At 61.6% G+C, this 23863-nt stretch carries 27 protein-coding genes; 12 read left to right on the top strand and 15 right to left on the bottom strand.

The features are described from left to right. Positions 1-14 precede the first annotated feature (14 nt). Positions 15-449 (top strand): redox-sensitive transcriptional activator SoxR, encoded by a 435-nt coding sequence (gene soxR, locus BLW55_RS05730; RefSeq protein ID WP_007008717.1) that lies wholly within the window; start codon positions 15-17, stop codon positions 447-449. A gap of 21 nt (positions 450-470) precedes the next feature. Here the strand turns inward: soxR and BLW55_RS05725 are convergent, their stop codons facing one another. Beyond that, positions 471-1010, bottom strand: coding sequence for a GreA/GreB family elongation factor (locus BLW55_RS05725; RefSeq protein ID WP_007008718.1), 540 nt, complete (start codon positions 1008-1010; stop codon positions 471-473). Positions 1011-1200: 190 nt separating this feature from the next. Continuing rightward, positions 1201-1608, bottom strand: coding sequence for a nucleoside diphosphate kinase regulator (gene rnk, locus BLW55_RS05720; RefSeq protein ID WP_040665180.1), 408 nt, complete (start codon positions 1606-1608; stop codon positions 1201-1203). Between the two features lie 453 nt (positions 1609-2061). Here rnk and BLW55_RS05715 point away from each other — a divergent pair, with 453 nt between their 5' ends. The 3 genes from BLW55_RS05715 (at position 2062) to BLW55_RS05705 (ending at position 6110) form a co-directional block, all read left to right on the top strand. Next, positions 2062-2829, top strand: coding sequence for a phosphatase PAP2 family protein (locus BLW55_RS05715; RefSeq protein ID WP_090327380.1), 768 nt, complete (start codon positions 2062-2064; stop codon positions 2827-2829). Between the two features lie 151 nt (positions 2830-2980). Then, positions 2981-5170, top strand: a complete 2190-nt coding sequence (locus BLW55_RS05710; RefSeq protein WP_090327377.1) for an anthranilate synthase — start codon at positions 2981-2983, stop codon at positions 5168-5170. A 58-nt stretch (positions 5171-5228) separates the two neighbouring features. Continuing rightward, a complete protein-coding gene (locus tag BLW55_RS05705) occupies positions 5229-6110 on the top strand; it encodes a cation diffusion facilitator family transporter (RefSeq protein ID WP_090327374.1) in 882 nt (293 codons plus the stop codon). On the opposite strand, the gene BLW55_RS05700 is transcribed toward BLW55_RS05705, so the two are convergent. The 4 genes from BLW55_RS05700 to BLW55_RS05685 form a co-directional block, all read right to left on the bottom strand. Beyond that, complete coding sequence (locus tag BLW55_RS05700; RefSeq protein ID WP_007008723.1) at positions 6111-6533, bottom strand: YciI family protein; 423 nt, start codon at positions 6531-6533, stop codon at positions 6111-6113. 99 nt (positions 6534-6632) lie between these two features. Beyond that, positions 6633-7061 carry a hypothetical protein gene (locus BLW55_RS05695; RefSeq protein ID WP_090327372.1) on the bottom strand — a complete coding sequence of 143 codons (429 nt, stop codon included), beginning with the start codon at positions 7059-7061 and terminating at the stop codon, positions 6633-6635. A 42-nt stretch (positions 7062-7103) separates the two neighbouring features. After that, on the bottom strand, positions 7104-7598 hold the full coding sequence (locus tag BLW55_RS05690) for an SRPBCC family protein (RefSeq protein ID WP_007008725.1): 495 nt from the start codon (positions 7596-7598) through the stop codon (positions 7104-7106). A gap of 46 nt (positions 7599-7644) precedes the next feature. Next, complete coding sequence (locus BLW55_RS05685; RefSeq protein ID WP_025030306.1) at positions 7645-7995, bottom strand: ArsR/SmtB family transcription factor; 351 nt, start codon at positions 7993-7995, stop codon at positions 7645-7647. A 145-nt stretch (positions 7996-8140) separates the two neighbouring features. Between BLW55_RS05685 and BLW55_RS05680 the strand changes: the two genes are divergently transcribed. Next, the gene (locus tag BLW55_RS05680; RefSeq protein ID WP_090327370.1) at positions 8141-9232 is read left to right on the top strand and encodes an AbrB family transcriptional regulator; all 1092 of its coding nucleotides are present in this window, start codon (positions 8141-8143) and stop codon (positions 9230-9232) included. A gap of 17 nt (positions 9233-9249) precedes the next feature. Here the strand turns inward: BLW55_RS05680 and BLW55_RS05675 are convergent, their stop codons facing one another. The 3 genes from BLW55_RS05675 to BLW55_RS05665 all read right to left on the bottom strand — a co-directional run bounded on the left by BLW55_RS05675 (position 9250) and on the right by BLW55_RS05665 (position 12172). Next, positions 9250-10464, bottom strand: coding sequence for a serine hydrolase domain-containing protein (locus BLW55_RS05675; protein ID WP_244508995.1), 1215 nt, complete (start codon positions 10462-10464; stop codon positions 9250-9252). A gap of 143 nt (positions 10465-10607) precedes the next feature. Then, positions 10608-11444: an alpha/beta fold hydrolase gene (locus BLW55_RS05670; protein ID WP_025030307.1), complete on the bottom strand. Its 837-nt coding sequence runs from the start codon at positions 11442-11444 to the stop codon at positions 10608-10610. A 122-nt stretch (positions 11445-11566) separates the two neighbouring features. Then, positions 11567-12172: a dihydrofolate reductase family protein gene (locus BLW55_RS05665; protein ID WP_090327366.1), complete on the bottom strand. Its 606-nt coding sequence runs from the start codon at positions 12170-12172 to the stop codon at positions 11567-11569. Positions 12173-12289: 117 nt separating this feature from the next. On the opposite strand from BLW55_RS05665, the gene BLW55_RS05660 reads away from it, so the two are divergent. Continuing rightward, entirely contained in the window at positions 12290-12808 is a 519-nt protein-coding gene (locus tag BLW55_RS05660; protein ID WP_007008731.1) for a winged helix-turn-helix transcriptional regulator, read from the top strand. Positions 12809-12813: 5 nt separating this feature from the next. Here BLW55_RS05660 and BLW55_RS05655 read toward each other — a convergent pair whose 3' ends face one another. The 3 genes from BLW55_RS05655 to BLW55_RS05645 are packed head-to-tail and all read right to left on the bottom strand — an operon-like array spanning position 12814 to position 14292. Further along, a complete protein-coding gene (locus BLW55_RS05655) occupies positions 12814-13464 on the bottom strand; it encodes a DUF899 domain-containing protein (protein ID WP_090327363.1) in 651 nt (216 codons plus the stop codon). Between the two features lie 28 nt (positions 13465-13492). Further along, positions 13493-13960, bottom strand: a complete 468-nt coding sequence (locus tag BLW55_RS05650; RefSeq protein WP_090327361.1) for an SRPBCC family protein — start codon at positions 13958-13960, stop codon at positions 13493-13495. Continuing rightward, positions 13957-14292 (bottom strand): ArsR/SmtB family transcription factor, encoded by a 336-nt coding sequence (locus tag BLW55_RS05645; RefSeq protein ID WP_090327358.1) that lies wholly within the window; start codon positions 14290-14292, stop codon positions 13957-13959. The genes BLW55_RS05650 and BLW55_RS05645 overlap by 4 nt, the downstream gene beginning before the upstream one ends. 384 nt (positions 14293-14676) lie before the next feature. Here BLW55_RS05645 and leuA point away from each other — a divergent pair, with 384 nt between their 5' ends. From leuA to BLW55_RS05620, 4 genes are all read left to right on the top strand, one after another. Further along, positions 14677-16401, top strand: a complete 1725-nt coding sequence (gene leuA / locus BLW55_RS05635) for a 2-isopropylmalate synthase (RefSeq protein ID WP_090329895.1) — start codon at positions 14677-14679, stop codon at positions 16399-16401. After that, positions 16398-17162, top strand: a complete 765-nt coding sequence (locus BLW55_RS05630) for an alpha/beta fold hydrolase (protein WP_090327356.1) — start codon at positions 16398-16400, stop codon at positions 17160-17162. The genes leuA and BLW55_RS05630 overlap by 4 nt, the downstream gene beginning before the upstream one ends. 143 nt (positions 17163-17305) lie before the next feature. Next, the gene (locus BLW55_RS05625; RefSeq protein ID WP_025030729.1) at positions 17306-17917 is read left to right on the top strand and encodes a hypothetical protein; all 612 of its coding nucleotides are present in this window, start codon (positions 17306-17308) and stop codon (positions 17915-17917) included. Positions 17918-17984: 67 nt separating this feature from the next. Beyond that, positions 17985-18203, top strand: a complete 219-nt coding sequence (locus BLW55_RS05620; RefSeq protein WP_007008738.1) for a DUF3955 domain-containing protein — start codon at positions 17985-17987, stop codon at positions 18201-18203. A 6-nt stretch (positions 18204-18209) separates the two neighbouring features. On the opposite strand, the gene BLW55_RS05615 is transcribed toward BLW55_RS05620, so the two are convergent. Beyond that, entirely contained in the window at positions 18210-19130 is a 921-nt protein-coding gene (locus BLW55_RS05615; protein WP_090327353.1) for a metallophosphoesterase family protein, read from the bottom strand. Positions 19131-19183: 53 nt separating this feature from the next. Here BLW55_RS05615 and BLW55_RS05610 point away from each other — a divergent pair, with 53 nt between their 5' ends. Then, positions 19184-19669, top strand: coding sequence for an NUDIX domain-containing protein (locus BLW55_RS05610; RefSeq protein ID WP_090327350.1), 486 nt, complete (start codon positions 19184-19186; stop codon positions 19667-19669). 27 nt (positions 19670-19696) lie between these two features. Here BLW55_RS05610 and BLW55_RS05605 read toward each other — a convergent pair whose 3' ends face one another. Continuing rightward, complete coding sequence (locus BLW55_RS05605) at positions 19697-20686, bottom strand: glutathione S-transferase family protein (protein ID WP_090327348.1); 990 nt, start codon at positions 20684-20686, stop codon at positions 19697-19699. A 277-nt stretch (positions 20687-20963) separates the two neighbouring features. On the opposite strand from BLW55_RS05605, the gene BLW55_RS05600 reads away from it, so the two are divergent. Then, positions 20964-21473, top strand: coding sequence for a GNAT family N-acetyltransferase (locus BLW55_RS05600; RefSeq protein WP_090327346.1), 510 nt, complete (start codon positions 20964-20966; stop codon positions 21471-21473). A 329-nt stretch (positions 21474-21802) separates the two neighbouring features. Here BLW55_RS05600 and BLW55_RS05595 read toward each other — a convergent pair whose 3' ends face one another. After that, positions 21803-23863, bottom strand: coding sequence for a glutamine amidotransferase (locus BLW55_RS05595; protein WP_090327342.1), 2061 nt, complete (start codon positions 23861-23863; stop codon positions 21803-21805).

Raw genomic sequence — 23863 nt, 5'->3', positions numbered from 1 at the left:
AAGGGAGGCTGCCATTGCTCACCATAAATCAGGTTTCGCGGCGCAGCGGCGTTGCCGCCTCCGCCCTGCGCTACTATGAGGAGCGGGGATTGATCACTTCCGAGCGCGCCGGTTCGGGCCATCGCCGCTACCAGCGCGCCGTGCTGCGTCGCGTGGCCTTCATCGTTTTCGCCCAGCGGGTGGGGCTGTCGCTTGATGAGATCAAGGCGGAACTCGACAAGCTGCCAACCGACCACGTGCCCAGGGGCGATGACTGGGCACGCCTTTCAGAAAACTGGACGAAGCGCATAGACGAACGGATCGCGGAAATGGAGCGGCTCAAGCGTGGCCTCACCGAATGCATATCCTGCGGCTGCCTGTCGCTTGAAACCTGCGCGCTAACGAACCCGGCCGACCGGGCAGGGCGAATGGGGCCGGGTCCGCGATACTGGGTGGGCGGCAGGGCGTGATGCCGCTTGCCCACCGGTTGTTCAGGCCGCACTCGGTCCGGGGTCGTCATCGCCTCCGGAGATGATGGGCACACCGCGCGGTGGTGTGCCGGCGTCCGCATTGTGGACGAGGCGCAGCGCGGGGCGTGCTGTCGCGCGCATTTTTCTGCGTGCGGCTTCGGGCTGGTAAAGCACTGCTTCGAGCACAACACGCTCGGGCGCGGCTGTGCCGTCTCGCGGCAGGACGATTGTCTCGCCGGCGGCGAGCCCCAGAAGCGCAAGCCCGCGCAATGTCGTCAGCGGCAATGTCAGGCCGACGAAACCCTGCAGCTCGTCATGGCTGATGATGCGTGTCTGTGGTTGTTCGTCGCCGATGCGAAAACGCACACGGCTGTTCAGTGTGGTGACGTGTGCCGGCATGTCTTCCCGGAAGATGACTGTAGCCGCGTCAAGTTTCGCGCGCAAAAGCGCGGCATAGGTTTCACTGAACCTGTGCCTGCGCTCCTGCAGGAATTCGAGGATGGTGAAGTCCTTGGTGGTGAGAATGCATCCCTGTCCGGTCCACACGGCAATCTCCTGCACGATCTCCAGCGCGGTTCCGGCGTCCTGGGACGGGAACCGCGAACAGACAAATCCGCGCGGCCTTGCGTCGGCAGCGCAGCTTGAACATCGGTCGTCCGGCCCCTGCGCCCAGGAATGACGCAGGGGCTAGGCTCCCGTCAGGAGATGTCCCGTGAAAAAGCGGAGATGCGGGCTGGACATGATGGCAGACTCAGGCGGCGTTCTCTTCCTGGGTTACGCGCACCACGGTCAGCCTGTGGGTCTGGCCCGTGCGTGCGGTCCAGTCGATCGACTGGCCTTCCTTCAACCCGATCAGGGCTGTGCCCACCGGGGTTGTGATGGAAATCCGTCCCTTTTCAATGTCCGCGTCGCCCGGATAGACGAGCGTGACCGTCTTCTCGGGACCTTCGTCTGCCGTGTAGACAACGGTCGAGCCCATGCGCACGATGGTTGTGGCAAGCGAACCGTCGCGCACCACGCGTGCCCGGTCGAGTTCGGCCATCATGGTTTCCGAGGCTTCGGGATTGCGGTCTTCCAGCGCCTCGGCCAGGCCGGTCAGGCGTTCATAATCAGTTTCGGAAATCGTGATGCTCGGCTTGCGCCCTGTCTTCTGCTGCATTGGCTTGTCCATGCGTGTCATGCGGGCATGTGTTCGGTTCATGCCGCGAGGCTTCGATTGTCGTAGAAAGTCTTGGTGATGCGCCCTGGAACCGTTTCCGCCGCTCGATTTAATCGTCTCGATCAATCGACGGAAGAGCGCCCCTCGGTTCGGAGGCGCACAGCACCGAACCGGGGGTCAATATCCCGCAATGGGACATACCCGGAAGAGAACGGAAATGTGTTTTCGGTTCGTGCTCATTTTATAAACGTGGTGCGCGGATGCGGCGATGTCAAGGCGGTAGCCGTAAATGTGGGGCCATAGAGAGGTGAGCTGTGATCCGGTGAATTGCGCGCCTTCGTTGTGCACGCGAAAGCCCTGAGACTTTCGTGACTGCATCTTATTTAAGCGGCAATCATGGTGTTCGCATCCCTCGTGCTGCAGAATCAATCGGTCAGGAGGGGGAATTCGAGAATGTGGGCTCAGGAAAACGGTTTCGTTCGGCAGATAGCGCGGCACCGCAGGGCGCTGGCGCCCGTGCTTCTCCTTCTGGTTCTGACGCTTGGTTCGTTCGTATTCCTGGCGATAGCCGATGAAGTCGCGGAGGGAGAAATCAAGGCGCTGGACGAACAGGTGCTTCTCGCCCTGCGCAATCCTCTGGACGCTTCGGATCCACTCGGGCCGCCATGGCTGGAGGAAGCCGCGCTGGAGATAACCGCCATTGGCGGTTATCCGGTCATTGTTCTGTCTCTTCTGATGGTGACCGGCCTGCTTGTCGTGACACGGCGTTATGGCGCGGCCTTTTATGCGGTTCTGTCCGTCGGTTCCGGTGCGCTCGTCTCCTACATTCTGAAAAACCACTATGAGCGTCCGCGACCCGACATCGTCGAGCATCTGGACGTGATCCATACGGCGAGTTTTCCAAGTGGTCACGCCACCGTCACCACAGTCGCCTATCTGACACTGGCGGCTCTTGTCGTGCGTTTCTTTCCGGACTGGCGCATCAGGCTCTATGTGCTCGCCGTGGCGGTTTTCATATCGTTCATCGTGGGTGTCAGCCGCATCTATCTGGGTGTCCACTGGCCGAGCGATGTTGCCGCCGGTTGGGCGCTGGGCGCGGCGTGGGCAAGCTTCACATGGCTGTGCCTCAGCCTCCATGCGCTCTATCGCGGCAGACGGCTGGCCGATGGTGCTGGAAAGCGGTTGCGTGAAAGCTCCGTCGAGGCTATGGAGAAACCATGACGACGATTTCTTGCGCAAAACTCTGGTGGTGGGTCCGTTAACAGCGGCCGACCGTGCAGTGTGCGCGCAGAAAAGACCATGGCCGCAGGTGAAAACCGGGCGGCCATTTTTGTCTGCGCTTCCCGGCGATGCCTGAACAAGGGAGCATGAAATGAGCCTGGAAGTTCTGGATAACGGCGCCGAGCGATTTAAAACGGCAGGCGGCGTGACCATCACGCGGACCCGTGTGGAAACCGCCTATGAAGGTGCCATCGACACCTATATTGATGCACTGGACGAGCGCCGCGGCGCGGTCTTTTCTTCCAATTACGAGTATCCCGGTCGTTACACCCGCTGGGACACGGCGATCATCGATCCGCCGCTGGTGATCTCGGCGCGCGGCCGTGACATGAAGATCGAGGCGTTGAATGATCGGGGCAGGGCGCTTCTGCGCATCCTTGACGACCGGGTTGCCGGGCTCGAGGCTGTCACAGTGACGGAGCGAGACGACGCACTGCTCGCGCTGGTCGTCGCAGAGCCCGAACGGGTTTTTTCCGAGGAAGAGCGTTCCCGCGTGCCGACGGTCTTCACCGTGCTGCGTGCCATAACCGATCTCTTTCATACCGATCACGATGCCAATCTGGGGCTCTATGGTGCGTTCGGTTACGATCTTGCTTTCCAGTTCGATCCGATCAAACAGAGCCTCAAGCGCCCCGAAAGCCAGCGTGACCTCGTGCTTTATCTGCCGGACGAGATCCTCGTGGTCGACCATCACGCTGCAAAGGCCTGGCACGACCGCTACGATTATGCGGCGGAGGACGCTTCGACGACAGGCCTTCCACGCGATGGCGCAACGGCGCCTTTCAAGACGGCCGATCATGTGCCGCCGCGCGGCGATCACGAGCCCGGCGAGTATGCGCGCCTTGTCGAAAAGGCCAAGGAGAGCTTCCATCGCGGGGACCTGTTCGAAGTGGTGCCCGGGCAGATGTTCATGGAGCGGGCCGAGCGGCGTCCGTCGCAGATTTCGCGGCGCCTGAAAGAGATCAACCCGTCGCCCTATTCCTTCTTCATCAATCTGGGTGAACAGGAATATCTTGTCGGTGCATCGCCGGAGATGTTCGTGCGGGTCAATGGCCGGCGCGTCGAGACCTGTCCGATCTCCGGTACCATCAAGCGGGGCGACGACGCCATTGCCGATGCCGAGCAGATCATCAAGCTCCTGAACTCCAAGAAGGACGAATCCGAACTGACCATGTGTTCGGATGTCGACCGCAACGACAAGAGCCGTGTGTGCGAGCCGGGTTCCGTGCGGGTGATCGGGCGCCGCCAGATCGAGATGTATTCGCGTCTCATCCACACCGTCGATCACATCGAGGGACGGCTGCGCGAGGGCATGGATGCGTTCGATGCGTTTCTGAGCCACGCATGGGCCGTCACCGTGACCGGCGCGCCGAAACTCTGGGCCATGCGCTTTATCGAGGAAAACGAGAAGAGCCCGCGCGCCTGGTATGGCGGCGCCATCGGCATGGTGCATTTCAATGGCGACATGAATACCGGCCTGACGCTGCGCACCATCCGCATCAAGGATGGTGTGGCGGAGGTTCGGGCAGGGGCGACGCTCCTGTTCGATTCCGATCCGCAGGAAGAAGAGGCCGAAACGGAACTCAAGGCGTCGGCCATGCTGTCGGCGATCCGTGATGCCGGGAAAACGAACATGGAAAATGAAACGCGCGCAGGCGCCCGTGTCGGCGAGGGGGTGAAGATCCTGCTCGTGGATCACGAGGATTCCTTCGTACACACGCTCGCCAACTATTTCCGCCAGACGGGCGCGGAGGTGGTGACGGTTCGTGCGCCGGTCGCAGACGAGGTGTTCGAGCGTGTGGCGCCGGACCTGGTTGTTCTGTCGCCGGGACCGGGGCGGCCGGAAGATTTCGACTGCAAGACCACAATCGCCAAAAGCCGCCAGCGCAAACTGCCGATCTTCGGCGTGTGTCTTGGCCTGCAGGCGCTTGTCGAGGCTTATGGCGGTGAGTTGCGTCAGCTTGCCGAGCCCATGCATGGAAAGCCCTCGCGCATCCGTGCCAGCGGCAACAGCCTTGTGTTTTCAGGTCTCCCCTCCGAGGTGACCGTGGGGCGCTACCATTCCATCTTTGCCGATCCGGTGCGCATGCCGTCCGCCTTCATGGTGACGGCGGAGACTGAGGATGGTGTGGTCATGGGCATAGAACATGAGGATGAGCCGGTTGCGGCCGTGCAATTCCATCCCGAATCGATCATGACACTCGGACAGAATGCCGGCATGCGCATGATCGAGAATGTGGTGGCGCATCTGCCACGAAAGGCGCGTGTGAAAGCGGCCTGACACATTGGCCATTTGGGCTCCCGCCGGGGTTGGGCGGGAGCGATGGAAAGGAACCGCCATGCCATCCAATGGCAAGCTTCAGCGCATCGCGATGTGGTCCATCGTTGTTGCGCTGGGCATTTTCGCGCTCAAGCTTGCCGCGTGGTGGCTCACCGATTCCGTGGCGCTCTTTTCAGATGCGATGGAATCGGTGGTCAATGTCGTCGCCTCATGTGTGGCGTGGTATGCGCTGCGCATCGCCCACACGCCGGCCGACGACAATCACCCGTTCGGCCATCACAAGGCGGAATATTTTTCCGCCGTTCTGGAAGGCGTCCTCATCGTCGTCGCCGCGCTGCTGATCATCCATGAGTCATGGATGGTTCTTTTCGAGCCGCGCCCGCTCGACGCTCCGGTTGTCGGCCTCGTGATCAACGGGCTGGCCGCGGTCGGCAACGGCCTGTGGGCCTGGCTTCTCATTTCCACAGGGAGAAAGGCCCGCTCACCTGCCATGGTCGCCGACGGGAAGCACTTATGGACAGATGTCGTCACCTCTGCCGGTGTCATTTCCGGTCTCGTGCTTGCCGTGGCCACGGGCTGGTACTGGCTCGATCCGGTGATGGCGCTTGTGGTTGCGCTGAATATCCTGTGGCACGGGTGGCATCTGGTGGGCGAGTCCGTACAGGGTCTCATGGATGTTTCGGTTGAACCCGAGGAGCTGGCCCGGATCGAGCGCGTGATCGCCGACAATGATGACGGAGCCCTCGAATTCCACGATCTCAAGACGCGTGAAGCGGGCAGGGCCCGCTTCATCGAGTTTCATCTCGTGGTGCCGTCCGACATGACGGTCGAGGCCGCACACCGCATCTGCGACCGCATCGAAGGGGCGCTCGAAAAGGCCCAGCCCGGTGCGGAAGTCACCATTCACGTGGAACCGGAGCACAAGGCGAAATTCTGCTGATCAGGAGCGGTTGATGCCCTTTTCCAGCACGTCGGGATAAGTCTTCACGATCTCCTGCACCTCATCGCTATAGTCTTCCATCTGCTGGATTTTGCGGATCTCGATGGTCTCATTGGGCGAACCGGGGCAGCGCTTTGCCCATTCGATGGCATCGTCGAGTGTCGGAACGTTGATGATCCAGAAGCCGCCGAGCACTTCCTTGGCCTCAATGAACGGTCCATCGATCACCACTGGCTCGCCGCTGGCGAACGAAACCCGCGCCCCTGCAGATGGCGGATGCAGGCCCTCCAGCGCTTCCAGCACACCGGCGGCACGCAATTCTTCATTGTAGGCCATCATTTTGGCCACCGCATCGGCCGGCAGGTCGAGCTCGGGGCCGGCCGTCTCATATCCTTTGGGGATCATCAGCATCATGTAGCGCATTGCAGGTTCCTTCTCCTCTTGTCCCGCCCAGGACGAATAAGGAAGTGACAATCCGACAGGCTCATTGATTTTGTTTCGTGAACCCGGACCCCTGCGACGCTACCGCGAGCCTGATTTCCGCGCCAGATAAAGCTTTCCGCCGATCCAGGCGCAGGGCAGGCTGATGAGGATCAGCGCAATCGGATACCAGTGCATGCCCATCTGCCACATGGCGACTGCACCAAGTGTGGAAAGAACCACGCCGATGCCACCGAGCACCAGCGCGTGAGCCATCGGCGCGCGCGGCGCGAAGCGCGCTGCGAGATAACAGCCGAAAATGGCGATGGGAGTGCGATAGCCGAGCGCAAGCAACCCATCTTCCACATCCACCATGGGCTGATCCCAAGGCGGGTAGATTTCGAGGCTGTGCATGAGCTGATCCATCCCCAGAGACAGGATAAAGATCACCGCCAGACCCAGAAACACTGCGCCGATGCTGCGAAGCACACCATGATGGCGGTGTGCAGCCCTGGAAGCGTTGTGCGCCATGGCGCATTCCCTCATTATTAGATATCCAACAGGTCCTGAACCCTAAGCGGCCCTGCGTTCGGCAAGCTGGCGATCGAGACGGGCGTAGCCCTGCTCCATGCCATCGGACATGGGCGACTTCAGGATGTTGTCGCGCGCTTCCTTCGACTTACAGCGGATCACCATTTCCATACGCGTGGTCTCGCCATCGTCTTCGAACGTGGTGATGATCTCCGTGCCCCCGCCGGTCCAGTCCTCATCGAACATCTCTTCATGGACAATACGGTGGGGTGCATCGATTTCCCGATAGGTCGCCGTCATGCCCATATCGGCGCCATTTTCGGTGTTGTGCCAAACATAGCGGCCCTTGCCACCCGCCCGAAGGTCGATCTCGCACACGGGCAAGGTCCAGTTTTCCGGGCCGGTCATCCAGCGTTTGATCAGCTCGGGTCGCGTGTGGGCGTCGAACACCATCTGCCGCGGAGCATTGAAGCGGCGGGTGATGACGAGCTCCCTGTCACCACGTGCGGTGACGGTGATGGTCCTGGAGTGTGACATGCGGGGTTCCTTTCGGTGTCTGATCAGGAAAGGCGCGGGGCCCGGGTCAACCAGTGCCTGCGGTTGGATCGTTCACGGTCTTCAGGGTCTCAAGAAGGGCGTCGAGCTTTGCGTAGCGCACCTCCAGGAACCGACGATACTGTTCCAGAAAGTCGATGGCCTCGCCGAGCGGGCGGGCTTCCAGCTTGCACGGACGCCTCTGCGCATCGCGGCTGCGTGAGACGAGCCCGGCCTTTTCCAGCACCTTGATGTGCTTGGAAATGGCCGGCTGACTCAGGTCGAAAGGTTCCGTCAGCTCCATCACGGTGGCCTCTCCTTCGGCAAGGCGTGCGAGAATCGCCCGTCGCGTCGGATCTGCCAGAGCCGCGAATGTCGCATCGAGTTGATCGGTTTGCATGGTGCTCACTTAAATATCTTATCGGTTATATAGCCTATTGGAAATGTAAAATCAATCGACAGCACCAGCGGCCATGGGACGTGGACATTCCCATATGCGGCCCGATCCTGTATGCCGTCATGGCAGACAGTCGGGACGCTTGTTAATGGACACCACGCCGCAGACTTCCTTCAAGGGCCCTCTCACGCGTCTTGATCCTGTTTTCCAGTGGCTGTTTCTCATAGTTCTCACTGTGGCTTTTGCCGGCGTGATGCTTCTTGGGGCGCTGCCGGCAGCACTTCTCATCGGCCCCATGCTGGCAGCCGTTGCCACCGGGGCACTGGGTGCGGGCATCCGCGTTCCGGGTCTTGGATTTGCCTCGGCGCAGGCACTGGTGGGGCTTCTGATCGGCGGTTCACTCGAGCCCGCGATCATTGCCTCCTTCGCCGATATCTGGCCCATCCTCCTGCTTTCGGTTCTGGTGACGGTCGCGGCCAGCAGCTTTCTGGGTTTTCTCGTCAGCCGCTGGAGGATACTGCCCGGCACAACAGCCGTCTGGGGTTCTGCGCCGGGGGCGGCCACGGCCATGGTCCTCATGGCGGGTGCTTTCGGTGCCGATGCACGGCTCGTGGCTTTCATGCAGTATCTGCGGGTGATCTTCGTCACCGTCGCCGCTGCGCTCATTGCAAGGCTGTGGGTCGACACGTCCGGTGTCGATGCGCCTGAAACGGTCTGGTTTCCCCCGATCGATCTTGCAGCCTTTGCAATCACGCTGGTCACGGCGCTGGCGGGCGGGCTGTTCGGCAGGCTGGTGCGGCTGCCGGCGCCGTTCTTTCTTGGAGGCATGCTTGCAGGAGCGCTGGTCCATCTGGGCGGCGGTGTTGCGCTGGAGCTCCCGCCTTGGCTCATGGGCGCGGCCTATATGGTGGTGGGCTGGACCATCGGCCTGAAATTCGACCGCGCGCTCTTACGCACCGCTTTCAGGGCATTGCCGCAGGTGGTGATTTCGATTCTCGCCCTGATGGCATTCTGCGGTGTGCTCGCCTGGTTCCTGCACGTGGAGTGGGGCATCGATCCGCTCACCGCCTATCTGGCGACGAGCCCGGGCGGCATGGATTCCGTCGCCATCATCGCCGCCGCTGCCTCGCAGGACGTGAACCTCTCTTTCATCATGGCTGTGCAGATGGCGCGCTTTCTCTTCGTGCTTCTGGCCGGCCCGCCCATCAGCCGCATGGTGGCGCGCTGGGCGGGTGGCTAGGGGTCTTGCCCCCAGGATCAGCCAATGGCCGCACGCGCGCCTTTCCAGAAGTCCAGATAGGTTTTTGGCGCGTCGGGGGATGTCATCATCTGCTGGCTGAGAAATATCCCGACAAGGCTATTCTTCGGGTCGGTGTAGGCCGTGGTGCCATAGCCGCCGTTCCAGCCAAAGCTGCCCTGCGCCAGCCATGGTCGAGTGCTCTTGAGCCCCACTGACATGCCGAGCCCCCAGCCGGCGCCGCCATCGTCCATGAACATGGATGCATGGGGCGTCTGCTTCTGCTCCTGTGTGAGTTGATCCCGCGTCATCTCTGTCACGGTTTCGGCTTTCAGGTAGCGTCTGCCGTCCAGCGCGCCACCGTTGAGCATCATGCGGCAGAAGACAGCGTAATCGTCCACAGTGGTTACCAGCCCGCCGGCGCCTGAATCCATCTGCGGAGGTCTTGAAAAGTCGATGCCCTGTTCCGGGCCAAATGGGATCACCCGTGCACCGCCACTGGCAAAGTCCGGCCCATACTGGACGGGCAGGCGGTGCTGCTTGTCGTCCGGCACGAAGAAATCCGTGTCCTTCATACCGAGCGGCTCCAGGAGGCGGGCCTTCATCACTGCACCGAGCCGCTCGCCCGTCGCCCGCTCAATCAGGATGCCGGCAACGTCGAGACCGTTGTTGTAGAAAAAGCTTTCGCCCGGATGCGCTGCGAGCGGCAGTTCGCCGAGCTTCTTCATATAGGCATCGGACGGCATTTGCGGCAGAACCCAGCTCGGCGCGACGCCGGCCTCGCGCATTGCCGCTTGGATCGGATAGGCTTCCGGAAACACCATGATGGCGCCGAGACCGAAGGTCATCGTCAAGAGATGGCGCAGGGTCACGGGTCCATTGGCCGGCACGGTCTCATCAAGCGGCCCGTCGATCCGTTTCAGGACCTGGCGGTTTGCAAGTTCCGGTAAAAGATCGTCGACGGGGCCATCCAGCGTCAGCACGCCATCCTCCACAAGCATCATCGCGAGCGCCGCCGTCACCGGCTTGGTGATGGATGCCACGCGATAGATCGTATCGCGCGCCATGGGCGCACCCGCACCGTTCATCCCGAAGGTGCCGGTACTGTCCACATGCGTCTCTCCGGCATGGTGGATGAGCCATGTCGCCCCGGCGATCTCACCCGCATCCACATGGGCGCTGATGGAGCGGTGCAGTGCGTCAAGTGCCGCTTGGTTGAATGATGCAGTCTGCATGGCGCTGGACCCTCTGGTGAAAGCGGAACAGGCAAAAATTGCCGCGGTACCGGTGACGAGCGCGCGGCGGGTGCGATCAGGTGCTGTCGTTTTGTTGTGTGGCATTGTTCGGAGCCCCGGTGGTTCCTGCGCTGTTGGCTGGTTCAATGGTTTGAGTGCTCTGCGATTGCCGCGATGATTTCCGGCCAGTCGCCGGGGTGGAGTTCATGGCCGCCGCCCTCGATCTTCAGAAGGTGCGCGCCGGCAACGGTATCAGCCAGCAAGGTGCCGTGGTCCACGGGGAAGATCGGATCCGCTGTGCCGTGGATTACAAGAAGGGGAGCTTCCAGCACGGGGAGGCGGCCATCAAGCCCCTCGCCACCCTTCAGCATGAAATGATTGGTCACGCTGACGAAATTTCTCGCGCGTTTGACGTCGTTCTCCACCAGGTTGCGGGCGCGCGCTTCATCATAGGGGTGTGCGGTGCCGGCAATCATCTTGGTGTCCCTGACGATGAAGTCGATCACCTGTTGGTCGTCGGTCCAGTCTACGTTTTCGCCTGTGGAAGCATGTTCCATGTAGGCGGCGCTGGTCTGCGGCAGTCCGGATGTGTCGATCCCGACGGGCGTTGTGGAGATCAGGGTCAAAGCCCGTACGCGCTGCGGGTGTATGAGCGCTGCGATCTGGGCGATCATCCCGCCAAGCGACATGCCCGCCAGATGAGCCTTTTCGATGCCGTAGCCGTCGAGGATACGGATCGCGTCCTCGGCCATATCGTCCATGGTATAGGGCGGGCTTCCGGGCTGGTAGCTGGTGGAAAGCCCGGTGTCGCGATTGTCGTAGCGGATCACATAATGGCCGCGCGCCGCAAGGTCCTGGCAAAACTCCTCCGGCCACCAGAGCATGGATGCCATCGCTCCCATGATAAGCAGAATGGCCGGATCCGCCGGATCGCCAAAGCTCTGGGTGGCGAGTTCCACGCCGGTGTCGGTCTTGATCATGCGCATTCTTTCGTCTCCGTCTCTTGCCGTGAGTTCGGCGGCTTGAAGGGGCACTGCGATGTTGCAGATCGTCAGCGCGGCTGCCGACTGTAGAATGATGCGGCGGGTCGGTCGGAAGGTGGTCATGAGTGTGCGTTTATTTGCTCTGGCGTATCCGCGAGATTTTGGTCGGGCGCATAACGCAGGATCAGCGTGCCATTGCTTAGCGGCCTGCTCTCGATGAGGGTGAACTTGCGCCGCCCGTTGCCCGGCTTGAAGAATGGCGTGCCCTTTTCAAGCTGCACCGGCACCACACCCAGCATGAGCTCGTCGATCAGCCCCTCTTTCAGCAGGGAGGCGCTGAGGTCGGCGCTGCCGAAGATGTAGATGTTCTTGCCGGGCTCGGCATTCGCCTTCAGTTCCCGTATCGCGTCGGCGATGTTGGCGGTCACAGTGGTGTTGTTCCAGTCCGAATTGGTGAGGGTTCGTGAGGCGACCAGTTTGGGAAGAGCGTTCATGAAGGCCGTCACTTCGGGTTCGTCGGTGGTATCGGCGCTGGTCCAGTGCGCCTTCATGCCCTCATAGGTTACGCGGCCGAAGACGAGGGCGGCAGCGCTCTGGCCAAAACTCATGCTTAGCGCGTGCAATTCCTCGCCCCAGGCCTCGCCGTGATGATCGAGGTCCCATTTCTTCTCCCCCTCGAAATACCCGTCCAGCGTTACGAGTACCCAGACAATGACCCTGCTCATTCCGTCCTCCTCAGCAGTGTGGTTGTGCTTCGCTTTTAAAACTGGTTTCATTTTTAAACTGGTTGCACCCTATGCTAACTGGTGGCAATGTGCAATCAGAATTTTCTGGAGGCTATATTGCAGGACCAGCACCGCTCGGGATGTCCCATCAATCTCACCGTCGAGGTGGTCGGCGACAAATGGAGCCTCGTCGTCGTGCGCGACATGATGTTCGGCAACAGGCGCCATTTCCGCGAACTGCTGAACGGTTCCATGGAGGGCATTGCCTCCAACATTCTCGCCGATCGCCTGCGGCGCCTGACGGCAGAAGCAGTGATCTCGAAGGCGGACGACCCCAGCCACAAGCAGAAGGCGATTTACAGTCTGACGGAAAAGGGCATTGAGCTGGTGCCTGTCTTCGCCATGATCGGTGCCTGGGGCAGCAAATGGCTTCCGGTCACCGAGGAGCTTTCGATCCGGGCGAAGCTTCTTGCAGAGGGCGGGCCGCCGCTTTGGGAAGAGTTTATGGACGACCTGCGGGTAACGCATCTCGGGGCGCCGCCGGACCCGAACAGGAGCGGGCCCGATGTGCGCGAGCGGCTTCAGGCGGCCTATGAGGCGGTGGTGGCCCGCCAGGCGGGAGGCGGTCGAAACTGACCGCCTCAGGCGTATTCGTCATGGAGCCGCCACCAGCGATAGGGCGCGCTCTGCGGTGTGCCTTCGGGTGACGCTTCCCATGTCTCCTGCCGTCCATAGGGCGTCAGGTCGAGCAGGGTCCAGCTCGTGCCGAGTGTCTCCACCCCGCGGCCGCTGGTGTGGTAGGTGTGGTAGATCGACCCGCCCTCGCGCAAAAAGACGTTCAGGCCGAAGCCGCCTTCTACGCCGTGATCCGCATTGAAGGTGGAACTCATCACGGAGTACCAGGGCAGGGTCCAGCCCATCCGCTTTCTGAACGCTTCGATTTCCTCCACCGGTGCGCGTGAAACGAGTGCCAGGCTGGTGTCTCGGGCGTTGAGATGCGCGGGATCGCCCAGATTGTCGACAAACATTGAGCAGCCGGAGCAGGGGGCGGGGTCGGCCGGTTTCAGCATGTGGTGATAGACAATCAGTTGCTTGCGGCCTTCGAAAAGCGCCTCAAGCCTGTGGCTGCCTTCGCCATCCACGAAACGATAGTCCTTTTCGATCCTGACACGGGGCAGCAGCCGCCGCTCGGCGGCCAGTGCATCGCCCGCCCGTGTGTGAGCCTTCTCCTTTGCCAGCAGCGCCTTGCGCGCCTTGAGCCATTCCTCGCGTGAAACGGTTTGCGGTTCCATTGCTGCACTCCTCCGTCGTGTTTCGATGCTACGCCGCCTGCGCCACCAGTGCGTCCAGCCGCCTGAAGCAGGAGGTCCACCCCTCCGCATGGCCGTCGCGCGAGGCATCCGAGGCAAAGAATGCCTGGTGGAAGTGCATGCGGGTTTTTCCATCTGAGGTTTCGCTGAAGGAAATGGTCACGACGGTTTCGTGGCCGCGATCCCCCTTTTCGTCATCCCAGGCATGGGTGAAGACGATGCGTTCGGGCGGCGAGACTTCACGATAGGCTCCACTCACCCAGTGTTCCGCGCCGTCACTGCCGCGCATGCAGGTGCGAAACCATCCGCCGGTGCGGATATCGCCTTCGGAGACCGGTATGGTCATGCCTTCCGGGCAGCCCCAGCGATCCAGATGCTCCTTGCGGGTCCACATCTCGAAAACGAGGTCGCGTGGGGCATCGAACACACGCTGGATGGTGAGTTCGGCATCGGCTTTCTGCGTTGTTTCCACACTCATCGCGGTTGCTCCTTCTGCAATTCTTCCAGGTAGCTGTCGAGACGGTCAAAGCTCTCGTCCCAGTAGCGGCGGTAAGTCTCCACCCAGCCGGCAATGTCCTTCAGCGGGCCTGCCTCGAGCCGGCATGGGCGAAACTGTGCGTTTTTTCCGCGCGACACGAGGCCGGCCTTCTCCAGAACCTTCAGGTGCTTTGAGATGGCCGGCAGCGTCATCTCGAAGGGTTCCGCCAGTTCGTTGACGGTCGCTTCGCCTTCCGCCAGCCGGGCGAGCATCGCCCTACGGGTCGGGTCGGCGAGGGCGGAGAAGGTGGCGCTCAGTGTGTCGCTTGGCATTTATTTCACCAATTAGTTAATTATCTTTTTGGTAAAATAAAGACCACGGGCCCGGTGTCAAGAACAGGGCCTGCTGGCCGCGTGACGATCCACTTGCCAGCCGCGCCGGCGTCGTTTAAGGAAGCTTCCATGATGACGCGCCAGACAGTTTCTTTCTCCGCTCGTGCCGCCTTTGCCGGCGCGACCGTGCGCGCGCTTGCTTCCAGCCTTCTTCTTCTCGGCCTTATCGGCGATCGCCGGGTCCGTTGAAGGAGCGCCCGGCGATCGATGTCGCCGCACGGCAGAAGCTCTTTCTCCAAAACCGCACTTTACTGTTGACAGGCCCGCCGTGCGAAGCGCACGCAACCGGTGCCGGGAGAAAATGGAATGGACGCGCAGAATACGATGACTGATATGGCACAAAACCAGGCAAAAGACGGCGCAGCTTCACCGAAGCGCAAGGGAATGTCGGACGCTTCGATCAAGTATCAGCCCTATCCGCAGATCGATATTGCAGATCGCACATGGCCCTCGAAACGTATTGAGAAGGCGCCGATCTGGTGTTCGGTCGACCTGCGTGACGGCAATCAGGCGCTCATCGATCCGATGGGGCATGAGCGCAAGGCGCGCATGTTCAGGCTCCTGCTCGACATGGGCTTCAAGGAGATCGAGATTGGCTTCCCCTCCGCCTCGCAGACGGATTTCGATTTCGCCCGCTGGTGCATCGAAGAAGGCGGCGTACCCGACGACGTGTCACTTCAGGTTCTGGTTCAGTGCCGGCCCGAACTGATCACCCGCACCTTCGAGGCGCTGGAGGGTGCCAACCGGCCGATCGTTCACTTCTACAATTCCACCAGCGAGCTGCAGCGTCGCGTCGTGTTCGGCAAGGATGTCGCCGGCATCAAGCAGATCGCCACCGATGCGGCCAAGATGGTCATGGACATGGCCGCGAAGGCCGGCGGCGGCTACCGTTTCCAATATTCGCCCGAGAGCTTCACCGGCACCGAGCTCGATGTCGCTCTGGATATCTGCAATGAAGTGATCGCGATCATCAATCCGACACCGGACAACAAACTGATCATCAATCTGCCGTCCACCGTCGAGATGTCGACACCCAACATCTATGCCGACCAGATCGAATGGATGTGCCGCAATCTCGATCAGCGCGAAAACCTGATCATCTCGCTGCATCCCCACAATGACCGCGGCACAGGCATCGCCGCCACCGAGCTTGGCCTGATGGCGGGCGCCGACCGGGTCGAGGGCACGCTGTTCGGCAATGGCGAGCGCACCGGCAATGTCGATGTCGTGACCCTGGCGCTCAACATGTACACGCAAGGGCTCGATCCGGAGCTGGACTGCACGGACATCAACCGCATGAAGGATGTCTATGAGTACTGCAACCAGCTCGTCATCCCCGAGCGGCACCCTTATGTGGGTGAACTGGTCTACACCGCCTTCTCCGGCTCTCACCAGGACGCGATCAACAAGGGCATGAAGGCCATAAAGACGGCCAACAAGCCGCTCTGGGAAGTGCCCTATCTGCCCATCGATCCACAGGATGTGGGCCGCTCCTACGAGGCGATCATCCGCATCAATTCCCAGTCGGGCAAGGGCGGCATCGCCTATGTCATGCAGGCCGACTACGGCCTCAACCTGCCGCGAAACCTGCAGGTGGAGTTCCGCGGCGACATTCAGGACATCACCGACCGCGAGGGTAAGGAACTGCCCGCGAAGCAGATCTACGAGCGTTTCATGGAGCTCTATGTCGAGCAGCCTGGAGCGCGCATCAAGTTCGTCGATCACCAGACGTTTCCCGACACCAGCGTGAAGGGGCAGCGCATCGTCGAGGCGACCATCACCGATGGCGGGGCGGAAACCGTCATCAAGGGTGTGGGAACAGGTCCGGTCGACGGTTTCATCGACGCGCTCTCCAAGCATCTGGGCGTGGATATGTCGGTGGTCGATTATTCCGAGCATTCCATGCAGCAGGGCTCCAATGCGGCAGCCATCTGCTACATGGAAGTCCAGCATCCCGGCGGCAAGCTCTTCGGTGCGGGCGTCAACACCAACATCGTCACGGCTTCGCTCGAGGCAGTGGTGTCGGCGGCCAACCGGATCGTCGGTTGACGGGCGCACTTTATGCCGAAGATACGGGCGAGGGCGCAGGCGCCCTCGTTCTGCTGCACGGCTTTGCCGGCAGCCACCGCGTCTGGGAGGGTGCGCGCCGGGCGCTTCCCTCGGGCTTGCGCATCATCGCCTACGATCTGCCGGGTCATGCCCGCTCGCTCGATGTTCCCGGCGGCGGCAACGCTAAAGCCACCGCGCAGGCGGTCCTGGCCGATCTCGAAGAACGCGGCATCGGGCGCTGTCACATGGCCGGGCATTCCTTCGGCGGCGCGGTCGCCGTGCTTACCGCTCATTTCGCCCCCCGGTCAGTTGCATCTCTGGCGCTCATCGCGCCAGGCGGCTTTGGCCCGGAGATTGCCGGCGAGCTGATGGCGGCGCGCGCCGAGGCGCGTACGGATGAGGAGATGGCCGCTGCCGTGCAGGGCATGTTCGGCCCGCAGGCGCGGGTCCCGGCCAGGGTTGTGAAAGAGGCGATCAGGCTTGGTTCGGTTTCCGGTCAGCGGGAAGAACTCATTGAAATCAGTTCACTGATTGTGCGTGACGGGACGCAGGGCGCGTTTCCCAAAACCATGCTTGAGGCGCTTTCCATGCCTGTTCATGTGGCCTGGGGCGCGTGCGATGCGGTTTTGCCCGCGCATCAGGCCGACGGGTTGCCGGAGCCGTTTGTCGTGCACCGCCTGCCGGGCTGCGGTCACATGCTGCCGGAGGAAGCACCGGCCGAAACGGCGCGCATTATCGCTGCGAGCCTTGGTGCGGGCTGACTGCAATATTCGGCTTTCTCATCGCGTTTTGCTTAAACTTGGCTTGTTTACGCCGCTTTCAGTAGCGGAACAAAACGTGATGATTTTCTGTTTTAGCCATGTTAACGATGGGTTAACGCTAAGTTTCGTCAGGAGTCCTGCCCATGAGTGAGGCTGGTCAGTCCGCCGTTTCGGTTACCAATGTGCGCAGTCTTTCAGACGCCATGCGCGAGATGAAGAACGCGGCTGCCGACAGGGCGGATGTGGTCGTCGACATGCGTGAGGCGAGCCGCACGCGGCTCGAGCTGCTGGCTCAGGAACTGCAGCCGGTCTTCGCCGATGTGCCGGCGGACGATCCTTCCTTCGACTTTGCCATTTCTTCGGGAGAGCAGCCGAGACTATGGATCGATGCCGTCGCCCATGTGGCGATGGGACGGGATCGCCGGACCTACCGCTTCCTGCGCGACACGCGGCTTGGCCGGGTGGTCCTGGCCGAGAGCACAGATATCGCGCCGGTCGCGGATCAGGTCACCCGCTACATTGCCGAGCGTATGGTCGAGCGCCACCGCGCCATTGAGGGCGATGTCGAGGTGCTGCCGCGCCACAGCGAGACGGAAGAAGCGGTTGCGTCTGCTGCGCCTTACAGGAGCGCGTGGCGCGGCTTCTTCGGTGGTCTCGGGCTCGTGCTTCTGGGGGGCGTGGTCGGTGTCGTCACCGTTGCCGTCGCCATGTGGGACCGTTTTCCCGAACTGGAGACGCTTCTGTCCCGTTTTTGAAGCCACAAATTTTCGCCTCGTTTATCGGCTTACCCTGGGTTGAAGGGGCCGATTGCGAGTGATTGTTATGAAGTTTCTGTTTTTTTGCGCCCTGTTTCTGACTTCCGTGGGTATTGCCTGTCTGGCTGCTGTGGTCAGGATCGGCAGCTACGTCGATGCAGAAGGCGTTCTGCATGAACCGTTTGCCCTGATGGAGCTTGGCGCCATGTCTCTGGCGCTTGGCGTGGCTGTCGGAATAGTGTGTGCCGGCACCGCCGTGTGGAGGCGGCGGCTTCGCACGTCCTGAGCGTGGTCAGCCGACCTGCTTCTCGCCGCTGAGCAAGGCTCCTGAAACCTCTCCGATCGTGCCATTGCCATCGGTGACACCGCGCCGGGAGAAGCGGACTTCCCAGCCGCCTGGCGTTCCGTCGATTTCGAACAGATTGTAATGCGCGGGCGGCTTGGCGCTCCCATGGGCCTGACCGGCAGCGGCAACACCCACCACAGGCACTGTTTCTCCATTCGGCCCATCGATGCGATGCACGGTCGGCTTGTGGGTGTGCCCGTGCAGCACAAGCTCGGCACCGTGCTTGCGGATGAGCTTCTGGAACCGTTTGATGCCATAGAGCCGTTTCGCTGCGTGGGTCGCGCCGCGTACCGGAGGGTGGTGGATCATGATGACCCGGAAAAGCCCGGCCTCCCTCGTGGCATCGAGCATCTTTGCAAGCCGTTTGGCCTGTGCCCTGGAGAAATGTCCGCTCGCCAGAAAAGGCGCGGTGGCGCGTGCCGAGGAAACGCCGATGATGGCGATCCTGTCGCGCACACGCAGATAGGGGAAGCCACCCTTGCCTTTCGGCTGCCTGCCGTCATCGCCGGTCATATAGGCCGCCCAGGCGCGGCAGCAGCGTGCCAGCGCCCCCGGCACATAGGCGTCGTGATTTCCGGGCACCACCGAAACCTTGTCCGCCGGGCCGAGGCTTTCCAGCCAAAGCCGCGCCATCTCGATCTCCTTGTCGAGGGCAAGGTTGACGAGATCGCCGGTTAGCGCAATGTGATCGGGCGCGGCCGCCAGCATGTCGTCGGTGATACGGTCGATCAGCCCGTGGTCGAGATTGAGCCGCCGGTTGCGCCGCCAGTTGATGTAGCCGGTGATGCGCTTGGAAGCGAGCTCCCGATAGCTTATGGCGGGGAGAGGCCCCAGATGGATGTCGGAAAAATGCGCGAGGCGAAACATGCTTCGTGTGTAGAACACGTAAAACGCCCTGACCACCCCACAGGATGCAGCATATGAACGCAACGACCCCGCAGCGCCCCTGGCCGCCTCTTAGCGCCCGGCTTTTCCATTTCTGGCTGCGTCTGAGCCGCCCCATGACACTGGGCATGCGCGGGGTCGTCTACGATCAGGAAAACCACGCGGTGTTTCTGGTGCGACACACCTATGTGAAGGGCTGGCACTTTCCCGGCGGCGGGGTGGAGCCGGGCGAGAGCACCGAAGCGGCCCTCGCCCGTGAACTGGTTGAAGAAGGCAATATCGAGCTTCTCTCACGGCCCGAACTAAAGTCTTTTCACTTCAACCGCATGGCCAGCAATCGCGATCATGTGGCGGTTTATCTAATCACGCGTTTCCGCCAGACACACCCGCATGTGCCTGACCGTGAGATCGCCGAGGCGCGGTTCTTCCCGGTGGACGCATTGCCCGCCGGTACCAGCGAAGGCACCCGTCGCCGCATTGCCGAGATATTTGAGGACGCGCCCGTCTCGGACGAGTGGTAGGTCCTCTTCCTTGCCGCGTGGGAAACCTCAGGCTGCCTTCGCCAGCCGGTCCCGATTGTGCGGTGCCGCCAGGTCAAGCTCCGGCCCAAGAGGGACCACGCCGCTCGGGTTGATCGTCTTGTGGCTGCCATAGTAGTGCGCCTTGATATGCAGCAGGTCGACCGTCCCGGCCACGCCCGGCACCTGATAGAGCTCGCGCAGATAGTTCGACAGATGCGGATAATCGGCGATGCGGCGCAGGTTGCACTTGAAATGGCCGACATAGACCGGATCGAAGCGCACAAGCGTGGTGAAGAGCCGCCAGTCGGCTTCGCTCAGCCGGTCCCCTGCGAGGTAGCGCTGGCGTGAGAGCCGCTCTTCAACCTGATCGAGTGCTGCAAAGAGTGCTCCGAACGCTTCTTCATAGGCATCCTGCGTTGTCGCAAAGCCTGCCTTGTACACGCCATTGTTGATGTTGTCGTAGACAAGCGCGTTGATGCTGTCGATCTCGCTGCGCAGATCTTCGGGATAGAAGTCCACACTTGCGTCACCCCATTCATCGAACGCCCCGTTCAGCATGCGGATGATTTCTGCCGACTCGTTAGAGACGATGGTCTCCGTCTTCTTGTCCCACAGCACTGGCACCGTGACGCGACCGGAATAGCCCGGGTCTGCCTTTGTGTAGATCTGGTGCATGAAGTCGAAACCGTAGAGGTCGTCGCCCGTCGCGCCGTCCTCCTTCAGGAAGGTCCAGCCGTTCTTGCCCATGAAATGATGGACGATCGATACGGAAATCACATCTTCCAGCTTCTTCAGCCTTCGGAAGATCAGTGTGCGGTGTGCCCAGGGACAGGCGAGCGAGACATAGAGATGATAGCGACCGGGTTCGGCCCTGAAGCCGCGCTCGCGGCCTTCTGCCGGCGCGCCGTCCCTTGTGACGAAATCCCTGAATTGCGACCTGGACCGCTCGAAGCGGCCGCCGGTTTTCGACGTGTCATACCACTTGTCATGCCAGACACCTTCAACGAGCAAACCCATTCAAAAACTCCTTTGTTTGCGCTGGATGTAGGGCATTGGCCCTGAAAACCCAACCGTTTGGAGCGTAAACGCTGCGTCAACAATTTCATTTCAGCGGCAAAGTTGCGGTGGACGGGCCGGGAAAATGCTGGTAGCGGAAACTCCATTCAGTGAGGAAAGCGCACGGCAATGACCCGGTTTCTGGTGGAGCGACGACGAAAGGACTGAAGGCCCCTGGCATGGGGCAGGCGCGCCCGTGGCCGCCTCCACCTTTCGTAGACCACCGGAATAACTGATCATGTCTTCTGCCGACATTCATTACCTGCCGGAAGAGCCGGCCCACGACGCTGAAATCGAACTCATCAACGAAGAAGCCTTCGGCCCCGGCCGTTTCACGCGCGCTGCCTATAAAATTCGTGAGGGCGGTCCGCATGACCGGGCACTCTCCTTCGTGGCCGTTCATCAAAACCACGTCATCGCCTCGGTTCGCATGACATGGATCGCAGCCGGCGAGGGGCGGGCGCTCCTGCTCGGCCCGCTTGCGGTGCGGCCCGCCTTCAAGAGCATAGGCATTGGCCGCAAGCTTGTGGCCATTGCCGTCGAGGCCGCGCGCGAAGCTGGCGCGGGCTCGGTCGTGCTCGTCGGCGATGCCCCTTACTATGGTCCGCTCGGCTTTCAGAAAGTTCCCTACGGCCAACTGTGTATGCCGCGCCCCGTCGATGCAGAGCGCCTTCTGGCCGCTGAACTGCAAAAGGGGACGGTGGCGACGCTGAAGGGCGACGTTACGCACGCCGCGCTTGCAAGATAATCTCGACTCTCGGAAATAATTGTGGAATACAGATCATCTATTGATAGGTGAATTGTGATTATATTTGTTATTGTAGAAATTTGTACAGAGAAGAATAAATGCGTTATTTCATAATATTTTCGTGCACTTCTCTCCTTTTGACAGGATGTCTTTCTCCCGAACCCTACAGCGTGGAGCAGCGCGGGCCGGGCGCACTGACGGGGAGCGCCACGCCGCCACCCTATGTGAAGGGCGGCTTTCCGGGAAAAGAGCGCCTCTGCGAAACACGGAACAGCGCCGGCGAGCCGGTGACCTACAATTGCTGAATCATCCGGCTTGGGCGCCGGCGTTCAGCGCCCCTCGCGATACCACATGGCACCAAAAGCGAAGAGCAGCAGTGCCAGTGCCAGGAGCCCGGTGAAGACAGGAACCCGGCGTACCGCTTTCAGGATGCTGTCATCGGTGGTTCTGAACCCGATCCAGTCATTGCCCGATGCGCTGCCGGTGCGGCGCACGGGTACGATATTGGGCAGGTCGTTATCGGCAATTCTGCGCACCGAGCCGCCTGTCGCATCGGCGGCCGGTGCAAGCTTTTCCTCCGTGGAGATCATGTCGCCGAATTCCGGCGCGTTCACCGGTCCCACATGGGCGAGCGTTGTCAGATCGCCATTCGCGATGCTGTAGATGCCTATTTCATTTGTCTCCAGGCTTGTGGAGAAGCGGCCGGGCCCGGCGGGGCCGAGCTCGGCCGACAGCGTGTTCCCGGAAGGCGTGGTGATCTCGGCCTGCGGCGCGCTTTCTTCCATTGTCTGGCGTGTGATCTCGAGCCGCATGCCGCGGCCGGCGGCCGAAAGGCGCTCTTCTTCGAGCTCGGGCTCCTTCATCAGCCAGTGGGCAATGCGGCGATAGAGCGCCACATGCGGGCCGCCGCCCTCGAAGCCGCGGGCCCACAGCCAGCCCTGATCGGAGAGGAACATGCCGACACGACCCTCGCCCTTGCGGTTCAGAATGAGAAGCGGCTGCTCGTTGGCTCCCTGCATCACCACCTGACCGTCTGGCCGGTCGATGCCGATCAGGCGGAACCAGCGGCTCCAGGCGGGGGGCTCGGACGCCGCCCCTTCGAGGCCGCGCGTCACCGGGTGGCGTTCGCCGGTCTCGGTGAGGCGCGGATAAAAACCCTGTTCCACCACGTCGCCTGTCGGCAGGCCGGGCAGGGCAGCGATCAGTGGCGTGCGGGCGATGGACTGGTTGCCGGCGAATTCCGGCCCCGCCGCGATCAGCAGCGCACCGCCATTCTCCACATATTCGGCGATATAGTCGTAGTAGAGGATCGGTAGCACATCGCGGTGCTGGTAGCGGTCGAAGATGATCAGGTCGAAATCGTCGATCTTCTCGACAAAGAGTTCGCGCGTGGGAAAGGCGATCAGCGAAAGCTCGTTGATCGGCGTCCCGTCCTGCTTTTCCGGCGGGCGCAGAATGGTGAAGTGAACGAGATCCACCGAAGCATCGGATTTCAGCAGGTTCCGCCAGGTGCGCTCGCCCGAATGCGGTTCGCCCGAAACCAGCAGTACGCGCAGATTTTCGCGGATGCCGTCAACGAGTGCGACCGCGCGGTTGTTCACATCCGTCAGTTCCCCCTCGACGGGGTCTATGGCCAGTTCGATGATGTTGCGTCCGGCATTCGGCACGTCGATCTCGAGCAGCGTCTCGCGGCCGATCAGCGCCTCTTCGATGAAGAGCTCGTCGCCATTGATGATGACGCGGACATCCACCGGCCCGCGCTGGTCGCCGGTGGCAATGACCCGATAGGTCATTTCCAGCGGCTTGCCGACAATGCCGAAACGCGGCGCGCGTTCGAAGCGGATGCGGCGGTCCATCTCGTCGGCCTCGCCGGTGATCAGGCCGTGGATCGGGGCGCCGAGCGCTGCCGCATTATCGGGAATGTCATGCACCTGCCCGTCGGTGATCAGAACCGCGCCGCCAACGCGGGAGGGGGGCACGTCACGCAGCGCACTGTCGAGTGCCTCGAAAAGATGCGTCTGTGCGTTCTCTGTTGCCGAGGAGGTGCGCCCGGTGCGCACCACACGGGTTTCGAATTCCCTGAAGCGGGCAAGCCTTGCCTCCAGCTCGGCAGCCGCTTCGTCGGTCATGGCGCTGCGACCGTCGATGGTGGTCTGGCTCTGGCTTTCGTCGACCACCACGGCCACCACGCTTTTGAGCGGCTCGCGCTCTTCATCCAGAAGCACGGGATTGGCCAGCGCAGCGCCAAGCGCTGCCAGTGCTGCAAGCCTGAGCCACGCGCCGCGCTGCCGAGTCCACAGCCCGGCGAATGCAAGGAGCGCCACGGGTATCAGCAGCGCCGCGAGAACGGGCCAGGAAAAAAATGGTTCGAAACTGAGCGACCAGTTCAT

It is taken from the genome of Nitratireductor aquibiodomus, assembly GCF_900105565.1.
Classification (GTDB): domain Bacteria; phylum Pseudomonadota; class Alphaproteobacteria; order Rhizobiales; family Rhizobiaceae; genus Nitratireductor; species Nitratireductor aquibiodomus.
This window is presented reverse-complemented; position numbering and strand designations above follow the sequence as displayed.